Below are 9,984 nucleotides of genomic sequence, written 5' to 3' on the forward strand. Positions count from 1 at the left end.
GATCTACACCCAAAACGGCCGCGGTGAGCTGGCCGCCGAGGAGCACGCCGAGGCGCGCATCATCGACGAGTACCTCCCGCCGCCGCTGTCCGACGGCGAGGTGGCCGATGTCGTCGACACCGCGCTGGCCCAGGTCGCCGAACAACTCGGCGAGCGACCCGGCATGAAACAGATGGGGCTGGTGATGAAAGCGGCCACCGCGATCGCGGCGGGCAAGGTCGACGGCGCCCGGCTGGCCGCCGCGGTCAAGGGTCGCCTTTGACCGCGCGGATCGAGGACTACGCGCTCCTCGGGGACCTGCACACCGCCGCGCTGCTCGGCCGCGACGGCAGCATCGACTGGCTGTGCCTGCCCCGGTTCGATTCGCCGGCCTGTTTTGCGGCGCTGCTTCACGACGAGTCCGCCGGCTACTGGCGTATCGCCCCGGCCGACGGTGGCCCGGCCACCCGGCGCAGCTACCGCGGCGACACGCTGATCGTGGACACCGAATGGGACACCGACTCCGGTTCGGTGCGGGTCACCGATTTCATGTCGCCCCGCGGGCACGCCGCCGACCTGGTCCGGATCGTCGAGGGGCTGTCCGGGCGGGTGTCGATGCGGATGGATTTGGTGATCCGATTCGACTACGGCCACGTGGTGCCCTGGATTCGGCGCAGTGACTACGGCCTGGTCGCGGTCGCCGGGCCGGACACCCTGTGCCTGAGCACCCCGGTCAAGGTGCGTGGCGAGCACCTGTCCACCGTCGCGGAGTTCGAGGTGGCCGCCGGCGAGCGGGTGCCGTTCGTGCTCAACCACGTCGAATCGCATCGCCTGCCCGACGCGGTGCGCTCGGAGGCCGAACGCGCGCTGGCCAAGACCGAGGCGTTTTGGCGCAACTGGATCGACCGGTGCAGCTACCGCGGCCCGTGGGCCGACGCGGTGCGCCGCGCCCTGATCACGCTCAAGGCGCTCACCTACGCCCCGACCGGCGGCATCCTTGCCGCCGCGACCACATCGCTTCCCGAAGCCATTGGCGGAGTGCGTAATTGGGACTACCGGTACTGCTGGCTGCGGGACGCCACCTTCACCCTGCAGGCGCTGCTGGGCACCGGCTACATCGACGAGGCCAAGGCGTGGCGGGACTGGCTGGTCCGGGCGGTCGCCGGCGATCCGGCGAAGCTGCAGATCATGTACGGCCTGGACGGCACCCGGCGGCTGCCCGAACTGACCCTGGACTGGCTGTCCGGGTATGAGGGCTCGGCGCCGGTGCGGATCGGCAATGATGCGGCCGGCCAGTTCCAGCTCGACGTGTGGGGCGAGGTGCTCGACGGCCTGCACCTGGCGCGCGAAACCGGTATGGAGGCGGTGGAAACCGCTTGGGATATCCAGCGGGCGTTGCTGGACTTCCTGGAAGGCAATTGGGATCAGCCGGACTCCTCGCTGTGGGAAGTCCGCGGCCCCAGAAGACATTTCGTGCATTCGAAGGTGATGGCGTGGGCGGGGATCGACCGTGCCGTGCACACGGTGGAAACTCAGGGTCTGGACGGTCCGCTGGACCGGTGGCGCGCGCTGGCCGACCGCATCCACGCCGACGTCTGCCAGCACGGGTATGACGCCGAGCGCAACACCTTTACCCAGTTCTACGGATCGACCGGCCTGGATGCCGCCCTGTTGTTGATCCCCCGGGTCGGCTTCTTGCCGTGGGACGACCCGCGGGTGGCCGGCACCGTCGACGCCGTGCAAAACGAGTTGGCCAACGACGGCTTCCTGATGCGCTACGGCGCCGACCCGGAGGGCTCCGTCGACGGCCTGCCCGGCACCGAGGGCGCATTCTTGGTGTGCACGTTCTGGCTGGCCGACGCGCTGCACGGGATCGGTCGCCGCGACGAGGCCCGCACCCTGTTCGAGCGGCTGCTGGGGCTGCGCAACGACGTCGGGTTGCTCAGCGAGGAATACGACACCGTCGCACGCCGACAGGTGGGCAACATCCCGCAGGCGTTCAGCATGGTCGGCCTGGTCAACACCGCCCGCCAGCTCGGCGGGGCGTCGACGCAAACCCGCAACGGCGACCCGCGCCGCTGAACCGCGGGATCGTCCGGGACGCTGGACGCGCCGTCCCGCAAAGCCTACCCTGAATGTGACCTAAGTCACTTTCAAGATCTTAGGGGGCGGGATGATGGTTGCCACCACAACCCACTTTCCCAAACAGAAGGCGCCGTGCGGGCACATGGCCGAGGGTGATCACCACATCGAAGGTGACGACGAAGGCCTCGCCTACGACGACCTCAGGTTTTCTTGCGGCTGCCGCGAGATCCGCCACGTCTATCACGACGGATCCGTGCGGTTACGCACCATTCGCCACGACGGAAAAGTGTTACGCGACGAGCACAGCGGTGACCACGAGGCGTGAGACGCGGCAATGACCGCGTCGCACAACATCGTGGTGGTCGGCGGCGGAGCCGCCGGCCTACGCGCCGCCATCGCCATCGCCGAAACCAACCCGCGCCTGCGCATTGCGGTCGTTTCCAAGGTCTATCCGATGCGCAGCCACACCGTCTCGGCGGAGGGCGGTGCGGCCGCGGTCGCCGGTGCGGATGACAGCCTCGACGAACACGCCTACGACACGGTTTCCGGCAGCGACTGGCTGTGCGACCAAGACGCGGTCGAAGCTTTCGTGGCCGAGGCGCCCCGCGAATTGCTGCAGCTGGAGCACTGGGGCTGCCCCTGGAGCCGTAAACCGGACGGACGCATCGCGGTTCGTGCGTTCGGCGGAATGAAGAAGAAACGCACCTGGTTCGCCGCCGACAAGACCGGGTTTCACATGCTGCACACGCTGTTTCAGCGGATCCTGGCCTACCCGGACATCGTGCGCTACGACGAGTGGTTCGCCACCACGCTGCTCGTCGACGACGGACGGGTCGGTGGGGTGGTCGCCGTCGAGTTGGCCACCGGACGCGTCGAAACCATCCTGGCGGACGCGGTGATCGTCGCTACCGGCGGATGCGGGCGGGTATTTCCGTTCACCACCAACGCCAACATCAGCACCGGCGACGGCATGGCGCTGGCGTTTCGGGCCGGCGCACCGCTGAAGGACATGGAGTTCGTCCAGTACCACCCCACCGGGCTGCCGTTCACCGGCATCTTGGTCACCGAAGCCGCACGCGCGGAAGGCGGTTGGCTGCTCAACAAGGACGGCTACCGCTACCTGCAGGATTACGATCTCGGCACCCCCACCCCCGAACCAAAGCTGCGCAGCATGGAACTGGGGCCGCGGGACCGGTTGTCGCAGGCCTTCGTGCACGAGCAGGAGAAGGGGCGCACGGTCGAGACCCCGTACGGCCATGTCGTCTACCTCGACCTGCGGCACCTGGGTGCCGAGCTGATCGACGCCAAGTTGCCGTTTGTGCGGGAACTGTGCCGCGACTACCAGCACATCGACCCGGTCACCGAACTGATCCCGGTCCGGCCGGTGGTGCACTACATGATGGGCGGTGTCCATACCGATATCGACGGCGCCACACCGCTTCCCGGTCTTTTTGCGGCTGGCGAAACCGCCTGCGTCAGCATCAACGGCGCCAACCGGCTGGGATCGAACTCGCTGCCAGAGTGCCTGGTCTTCGGCGCCCGCGCGGGCTGCGCCGCCGCGCAGTACGCGACGACGGTCGGTGCCGCCTCGCCGACGGTGCAGACGCAGGCCGGTGTCGAGGAGCAGCGGCTGCAACGTGAACTCGCCCGCCGCGCCGAGGGACGTGAACGCATCGCCGACATCCGCTCCGAGATGCAGACCATCATGGAAACCGCCGCCGGGATCTATCGCGACGGGCCGGCCCTGACCAAGGCCGCCGACCAGATCCGGGTGTTACAAGAGCGATTCGCCAACGCCGGCATCGACGACCACAGCCGCACCTTCAACACCGAGCTGACCGCGCTGCTCGAATTGGCGGGCATGCTCGACATCGCCCAGACGATCATCGAATCCGCGTTGCAGCGAGAAGAATCCCGGGGCGCCCACCAGCGCACCGATTTCACGCGTCGCGACGACGAACGATTCTTGGCACACACCTTGGTTCATCGCGAACCCGACGGGACGGCGCGGGTCGACTACCTTCCGGTCACGATCACGCGCTGGCCTCCGGGGGAACGGGTGTATGGGAGGTAGTGATGGCAGACCGAATCGCCATGGAAGTGTTGCGGTATCGACCCGAGATCGAATCCGTGCCCACGGTGCAGACCTACGAGGTGCCGTTCGATCGCCAATGGGCGATCCTGGACGGCCTGAACTACATCAAGGATCAGCTGGACGGGACGCTGAGTTTCCGGTGGTCGTGCCGGATGGGCATCTGCGGCAGCTGCGGGATGACCGTCAACGGGGACCCCAAACTGGGCTGCGCGACGTTTTTGGTCGACTACCTGCCCGGCCCGGTGCGGGTGGAGCCGCTGCGCAACTTCCCGGTGATCCGCGACCTGGTCGTCGATATCAGCGACTTCATGGCCAAACTGCCCACCGTCAAGCCGTGGATCATCCGCGGCGACGAGCAGCCCATCGAGGACGGTGAATACCGCCAGACCCCCGCCGAATTGGACGAGTTCAAGCAGTTCAGCATGTGCATCAACTGCATGCTGTGCTACGCGGCCTGCCCGGTGTACGCGCTGGATCCGGACTTCCTGGGCCCCGCGGCGATCGCGCTGGGGCAACGCTACAACCTGGATTCGCGCGACGATGGCGCCGCCGACCGGCGCGACGTCCTGGCCGCGGCCGACGGTGCCTGGGCGTGCACCTATGTGGGCGAATGCTCCACGGCCTGCCCGAAGGGGGTCGACCCGGCCGGCGCTATCCAACGCTACAAGCTGGCCGCGGCAACCCACTCGGTCAAACAGCTGCTGTTACCCCGGGGCGCACGATGACCACCGCGGCGCGCCCGTATCGCCAGCCGGTGCCCCGGTTTTGGTGGGCCGGGCGGCGCTCGTATCTGCTGTTCATGCTGCGCGAAATCAGCAGCGTCTTCGTGGCCTGGTTCGTGGTGTTCCTGCTGGCGTTGGTGCACGCGATCGGTGCCGGCCCGGAGGCCTACCGGCGCTTCCTGGACTTCAGCGCCCAGCCGGGTGTGGTTGCGCTGAACGTCGTGACGCTGGCGTTCGTGCTGCTGCACGCGGTGACCTGGTTTGGGTTGGCGCCACGGGCCATGGTGCTGCACCTGCGGGGGCGCCGGGTCCCGGCCCGGGCGGTGCTTGCCGGGCACTACGCGGCGTGGCTGGCGATCTCGGTGTTCGTGGCCTGGCTGGTGCTGTCATGAGCGCGCCCCCGCGCCAGCGACGCTCGCTGGAACCCTTCGTGTGGCTGCTGTTCAGCGGCGGCGGCATGGCGGCCGCCCTGGTGCTGCCCATCCTGGTGGTGCTGTTCGGGGTGGCGTTTCCGCTCGGCTGGCTCGACGCGCCGGATTATGCCCATCTGTTCGCGGTGCTGGGTAACCCGCTGACCAAGCTGGTGCTGTTCGGTGTGTTCCTGCTGGCCCTGTTTCATTGGGCGCACCGGTTCCGGTTCACCGTCGAGCACGGGCTGAAGCTGGGCCGCTTCGACCCGGTGATCGCGCTGTGCTGTTACGGCGCCGCCGCGGTGGGATCGGTCGTGGCGGGCTGTTTACTGCTCGGCGTGTAGGTCACCCGTGGGTGTCCACCGACGGGACGACGGCGCGGCTCCACACCTCGCGGACCGCGATACCCACCAGGACCAGCAGGGCAGCGGGGAGCGGGCCCAATTGCAGGCTGCCGCCGACGGATCCGGCTCGCTCATGCAGGGCGAAAAGGACGATGGCGGCGCCCAGGATGGGGGCAGCCGCCGTCGCGACGCCAAACCACCACCGGCGCAACAGCACGGCGTTGACGACCGCGGCGATGACCACGGTTACCAGCGCGAGCCACGCCGCAGCCGTCACCGCGTTTGCGATGTAGAACCCACCCGGTGCCGGGTCGGCGTAGCGGCGGGGTAGCGGCGCGCCCGCCGACGGTTCCCCCAGCAACAGGCCGACGATGAACACCCACCAGCCGACATCGCCGAGGGCTCGCGACACCTGCATGGCCGAAGGGTATCGGCCGGGAGCCCGCCTCTCGTGGATCGTTTGGGTGCGCCCCCGCAACGGGTAATCCGACAACAAGCACCCGCGGGGGCCCGCCCCCCGGTGGGAACGGACGAAGGAACACAAACGATGAGCGCAAACGACGAACGAACCGGGGACGCGAACCAGCAGCAGCCGAGGTATGAGTCGCCGCAGGCAGATGAGGAAGGCAACGCCAAAGCCCGCCGGGTCGAACAGGCCTATACCGACCGTCCGACGGTCGTGATGCCCGGTTCCGGCGGAACCGTCGCCGGCACGGCGATCAACGACTGGCTCGACGAGGAGGGCAACCCGAAATTCGGCGAGCCCGGTGCGGGCCCACACGCGCAGGACAGCCCCAGGGACGACACGGGCCAACCGCACGAGCCGCCGGTTTAGCCGATGCCCTGACCAGATCGGTCAGAGCCGGCCGTGATGACAAGTGTCGGGGTGGCGGGATTCGAACCCACGACCTCTTCGTCCCGAACGAAGCACGCTACCAAGCTGCGCCACACCCCGCGTGAAGCCTCGACAGCCTATCGCACCGGCGGGCCCACCCACCAAATGCGGTGCCCCGCTGCGCGGACGCGGCGTAGGTCACATCCCTGACCGCCCAACTGATGGCCCACACTCCGGCGTGGAATATAGGCATCGACCAGCGGCGTTGGGCAGACTGGCTAATAACGCTGTTGTCGGGGCAGAGGAGCGGATCATGACGGCTTTGGGCGCCGCAGTGTACGGCGGATTCTTCGGTTTGGCCGCGCTCTGGCTGGCGGCGACCTCCCCGGAAAAGCGGGCCGACGAGGATCACTCCCAGGCGGCGGACCGCTCGAACGCGGCGAGTGTCGCGGCCGGCGCGGCCATGTCCAGCCCCTGCTGCGCCACCCAGTCGTCGCAGAAGTAGGTGTCGGCGTAGCGGTCGCCGCTGTCGGCGAGCAGCGTGACCACCGATCCGCGGCGGCCCGCGGCAACCATCTCCGCGAGCAGCCCAAACGCGCCCCACACATTGGTGCCCGTTGACGCCCCGACCCGGCGGCCCAGCACCGCGCTGACGTGGCGGGCGGCGGCCACCGACGCCGCGTCGGGCACCGCCACCATCCGATCCACCACATCGGGCAGAAACGACGGCTCCACCCGCGGCCGGCCGATGCCCTCAATGCGCGAGGACCCGTCGGTGACCAGGTCGTAGCGGCGTTCGGCGTAGGCCGGGAAGAACGCGGAGTTCTCCGGGTCCACCACGCACAGCCGGGTGGCGTGCCGCCGGTAGCGGATGTAGCGGCCGATCGTGGCGCTGGTGCCGCCGGTGCCCGCCCCGACCACGATCCAGTCCGGGATCGGATGGCGCTCGTCGTGCATCTGCACATAGATCGACTCGGCGATGTTGTTGTTGCCGCGCCAGTCGGTGGCCCGCTCGGCGTTGGTGAACTGGTCCAGGTAATGCCCGCCGGTCTCGGCGGCCAGCCGCTCAGCCTCGGCGTAGACCTCGCCGGACTGGTGCACGAAATGGCACTGGCCGCCTTGGGCCTCGATCAACGCCACCTTCGCGGCGCTGGTGGAGGCCGGCATCACCGCGATGAACGGCAGCCCCAGCAGCGCCGCGAAGTACGCCTCGGACACCGCGGTGGAACCCGACGACGCCTCGACCACGGTGGTGCCCTCACCGATCCACCCGTTGCACAGCGCGTAGAGGAACAGCGAGCGGGCCAGCCGATGTTTGAGGCTGCCGGTGATGTGGGTGGTCTCGTCCTTCAGGTACAGCGCGACATCGGCTTCGGCGCCCCACGCCGACGGCAGCGGGTAGCGCAGCAGGTGGGTGTCGGCGCTGCGCCGGGCGTCGGCTTCGATCAACCGGATCGCGTTGTCGGTCCAGTCGCGTGGCCGCGCGTGCGCGGCGAGCCGGGTCTGCGGCGTCAACGCGCCGAAACGGTGGGCTGCGATCGATCGAGGGTGGTCGCCGAGTCATGGCCGCCGGTCGGCGCCGCCACCAGCGTCAGGAGGGTGGCCTCCGGGCGGCAGCAGAACCGCAGCGGCGCGAACGGGGAGGTGCCGATCCCGGCGGACACGTGCAAAGCCATGTTCGCCCCCCACCGGGACGCCCCCTTGGCGCGGGAGCGATCCAAACCGGAGTTGGTGATCAGCGCACCGTAGAACGGCAGGCACAGCTGGCCGCCGTGGGTGTGCCCGGCCATCACCAACTGGTAGCCGTCGGCGGCGAACCGGTCCAGCACCCGTGGCTCCGGCGAATGGGTCAACCCCAACCGCAGGTTGGCGGCCGGGCTGGCCGGGCCGGCGATGGTGTCGTAGCGGTCCCGGTTGATGTGCGGGTCGTCGACCCCGGCCGCGGCGACCCGCAGCCCCGCCACCTCGAACTCGCGCCGGTTGTGGGTGAGGTCGAGCCAGCCCCGTTCGGAGAACGCCGCCCGCAGGTCCTGCCAGGGCAGCGGCTCCCCGTGGGTCCGGTGCGTGGGCTTGGTCAGGTAGTTCACCGGGTTCTTTAGCCGCGGGCCGAAGTAGTCGTTGCTGCCGAACACGAAGACACCGGGCACCGACAGCAGCTCACCGAGTGTTTGAACGACCGCCGGCACCGCCTTTGGGTGGGCCAGGTTATCGCCGGTGTTGACCACTAGGTCGGGCTCCCAGCGCGCCAGCTCCCGCAACCAGGCCTGCTTGTAGCGCTGCTGTGGGCGCATGTGGATGTCGCTGATGTGCAGCACCCGCAGCGGCGACGAGCCCGGGGTCAGCACCGGCATCGTCACTTCCCGCAGCACGAACGCGTTGCGTTCGATGATCGACGCGTAGCCGATCCCGAGCGCGGCCGATCCCAGCATGGCGGCGGCGGACCTTGTCACAGCGGGTGGTGCAGACATGTTGGCAGCCTACTGCGCGGCACCGCCCGGCGTGACGCCCCGCGCAACGACCTGGGCCGACGTTACGCAGCCGGCCGTGTTCGGCCCGTGTTGCCGGTCACTCCGCATACGCTGGCGGGGTGATGCCGCAGTGGCGGATCGGCCCGCTGCTCCTCCCCGTGCACGGCGCGTTCGTCGGCCTCGGGGTGCTGGCGGCGACGGCGGTGTTCTTCGCCGAAGCCCGTCGCCGCGACGCGCTGACCGAACAGTCCCTGGTCGCGGTCACCGGTGCGCTGGTCGGCGGCGCGGTCGGGATGCGGCTCTCCGGCTGGGCCCGCCACCTCGACCTGCGGGAAAACCCGACCCTGATGCAGGCGTGGCAGTTCGGCTCCCGCAGCATCCTGGGCGGGCTGTTGGGCGCCTACCTGGGGGTGCTGCTCGCCAAACGGATCGGCGGCTTCCGTGGGAAGACGGGCGACTTGTTCGCCCCGGCGGTGGCGTTGGGCATGGCCATCGGGCGGATCGGCTGCCACCTCACCGAGGCACCCGGGCGGCCCACCGGGCTGCCGTGGGGCATCCATGCGCCCGCCGCCATACCGCACTGCCCCGGCTGTGTGACCGGTCAGCCCATGCATCCGTCGTTCGTCTACGAGATCGCCTTCCAGCTGGCGGCGTTCGCGGCGCTGCTGTGGCTGCGCCGGCGCATCACCCAGCCCGGCGAACTGTTCGTCCTCTACCTCGCCGGCTACGCGGTGTTCCGGTTCGCCGTCGAATTCGTCCGCGCCAACGACACCGTCTGGCTCGGATTGACCCGGCCGCAGTGGTTTCTGCTGCCGACCCTGATCGTGGTGGGGCTTCGGCTGCGCTACGGGTATCGGCACGGCTACTACGACGCGGTGCTTGCACGGCAGGCGGCACCGGCATGAGTGCCCCGCCGCCGCCGGACCCTGAGCGCCCGCCACCACCCCCGCCGCCGCCGTATCCATATCCGCCGTACGGATGTCCCTACCCGCCGCACGGGCACCCGTGCCCGCCCTCCCCCCGGCGCGTGCCCGGGCGCCGGGGTG

12 protein-coding genes and 1 tRNA gene are annotated in these 9,984 nt (G+C 69.2%); 9 read left to right on the forward strand and 4 right to left on the reverse strand.

Annotated elements, in window-relative coordinates; genetic code table 11:
- The 7 genes from BKN37_RS23520 to frdD all read left to right on the forward strand — a co-directional run.
- Positions 1-262: GatB/YqeY domain-containing protein (locus tag BKN37_RS23520; protein WP_165618380.1), on the forward strand; the 262-nt coding region annotated here is incomplete at its 5' end.
- Positions 259-2,061 (forward strand): glycoside hydrolase family 15 protein, encoded by a 1,803-nt coding sequence (locus BKN37_RS23525; protein WP_071029349.1) that lies wholly within the window; start codon positions 259-261, stop codon positions 2,059-2,061. The genes BKN37_RS23520 and BKN37_RS23525, both read left to right, overlap by 4 nt.
- Before the next feature lie 91 nt (positions 2,062-2,152).
- Entirely contained in the window at positions 2,153-2,389 is a 237-nt protein-coding gene (locus BKN37_RS23530) for a hypothetical protein (RefSeq protein WP_242657340.1), read from the forward strand.
- 9 nt (positions 2,390-2,398) lie between these two features.
- Entirely contained in the window at positions 2,399-4,138 is a 1,740-nt protein-coding gene (gene frdA, locus BKN37_RS23535; RefSeq protein ID WP_071029350.1) for a fumarate reductase (quinol) flavoprotein subunit, read from the forward strand.
- Between the two features lie 2 nt (positions 4,139-4,140).
- Entirely contained in the window at positions 4,141-4,884 is a 744-nt protein-coding gene (locus tag BKN37_RS23540) for a succinate dehydrogenase/fumarate reductase iron-sulfur subunit (RefSeq protein ID WP_071029351.1), read from the forward strand.
- Positions 4,881-5,273 (forward strand): succinate dehydrogenase/fumarate reductase transmembrane subunit, encoded by a 393-nt coding sequence (locus BKN37_RS23545; protein WP_071029352.1) that lies wholly within the window; start codon positions 4,881-4,883, stop codon positions 5,271-5,273. Before BKN37_RS23540 ends, BKN37_RS23545 begins: the two co-directional genes overlap by 4 nt.
- On the forward strand, positions 5,270-5,635 hold the full coding sequence (frdD, locus tag BKN37_RS23550) for a fumarate reductase subunit FrdD (RefSeq protein ID WP_071029353.1): 366 nt from the start codon (positions 5,270-5,272) through the stop codon (positions 5,633-5,635). Before BKN37_RS23545 ends, frdD begins: the two co-directional genes overlap by 4 nt.
- A 1-nt stretch (position 5,636) precedes the next feature.
- Here the strand turns inward: frdD and BKN37_RS23555 are convergent, their stop codons facing one another.
- On the reverse strand, positions 5,637-6,053 hold the full coding sequence (locus BKN37_RS23555) for a hypothetical protein (protein WP_071029354.1): 417 nt from the start codon (positions 6,051-6,053) through the stop codon (positions 5,637-5,639).
- Positions 6,054-6,182: 129 nt separating this feature from the next.
- Here BKN37_RS23555 and BKN37_RS28710 point away from each other — a divergent pair, with 129 nt between their 5' ends.
- On the forward strand, positions 6,183-6,470 hold the full coding sequence (locus BKN37_RS28710; protein ID WP_071029355.1) for a hypothetical protein: 288 nt from the start codon (positions 6,183-6,185) through the stop codon (positions 6,468-6,470).
- 46 nt (positions 6,471-6,516) lie between these two features.
- Here BKN37_RS28710 and BKN37_RS23565 read toward each other — a convergent pair.
- From BKN37_RS23565 to BKN37_RS23575, 3 genes are all read right to left on the reverse strand, one after another.
- Positions 6,517-6,590: transfer RNA gene (locus BKN37_RS23565), tRNA-Pro, on the reverse strand.
- Between the two features lie 288 nt (positions 6,591-6,878).
- Positions 6,879-7,985 (reverse strand): L-cysteine desulfhydrase Cds1, encoded by a 1,107-nt coding sequence (cds1, locus tag BKN37_RS23570; RefSeq protein ID WP_071029356.1) that lies wholly within the window; start codon positions 7,983-7,985, stop codon positions 6,879-6,881.
- A complete protein-coding gene (locus tag BKN37_RS23575) occupies positions 7,982-8,938 on the reverse strand; it encodes a metallophosphoesterase (RefSeq protein WP_071029357.1) in 957 nt (318 codons plus the stop codon). The genes cds1 and BKN37_RS23575 overlap by 4 nt, the downstream gene beginning before the upstream one ends.
- A 122-nt stretch (positions 8,939-9,060) precedes the next feature.
- On the opposite strand from BKN37_RS23575, the gene BKN37_RS23580 reads away from it, so the two are divergent.
- Positions 9,061-9,843 (forward strand): prolipoprotein diacylglyceryl transferase, encoded by a 783-nt coding sequence (locus BKN37_RS23580; protein ID WP_423212833.1) that lies wholly within the window; start codon positions 9,061-9,063, stop codon positions 9,841-9,843.
- The last annotated feature ends 141 nt before the right edge of the window (positions 9,844-9,984 follow it).

This window comes from Mycobacterium talmoniae (assembly GCF_001854525.1).
Lineage (GTDB): Bacteria > Actinomycetota > Actinomycetes > Mycobacteriales > Mycobacteriaceae > Mycobacterium > Mycobacterium talmoniae.

What these genes read in the sequence shown, in the direction of transcription:
- BKN37_RS23545 (WP_071029352.1), top strand. Translation starts at nt 4,881, where the DNA reads ATGACCACCGCGGCGCGCCCGTATCGCCAGCCGGTGCCCCGGTTTTGG.
- BKN37_RS23575 (WP_071029357.1), bottom strand. Translation starts at nt 8,938, where the DNA reads ATGTCTGCACCACCCGCTGTGACAAGGTCCGCCGCCGCCATGCTGGGA.
- frdA (WP_071029350.1), top strand. Translation starts at nt 2,399, where the DNA reads ATGACCGCGTCGCACAACATCGTGGTGGTCGGCGGCGGAGCCGCCGGC.
- frdD (WP_071029353.1), top strand. Translation starts at nt 5,270, where the DNA reads ATGAGCGCGCCCCCGCGCCAGCGACGCTCGCTGGAACCCTTCGTGTGG.
- BKN37_RS23580 (WP_423212833.1), top strand. Translation starts at nt 9,061, where the DNA reads ATGCCGCAGTGGCGGATCGGCCCGCTGCTCCTCCCCGTGCACGGCGCG.
- BKN37_RS23540 (WP_071029351.1), top strand. Translation starts at nt 4,141, where the DNA reads ATGGCAGACCGAATCGCCATGGAAGTGTTGCGGTATCGACCCGAGATC.
- BKN37_RS23530 (WP_242657340.1), top strand. Translation starts at nt 2,153, where the DNA reads ATGATGGTTGCCACCACAACCCACTTTCCCAAACAGAAGGCGCCGTGC.
- BKN37_RS23555 (WP_071029354.1), bottom strand. Translation starts at nt 6,053, where the DNA reads ATGCAGGTGTCGCGAGCCCTCGGCGATGTCGGCTGGTGGGTGTTCATC.
- BKN37_RS28710 (WP_071029355.1), top strand. Translation starts at nt 6,183, where the DNA reads ATGAGCGCAAACGACGAACGAACCGGGGACGCGAACCAGCAGCAGCCG.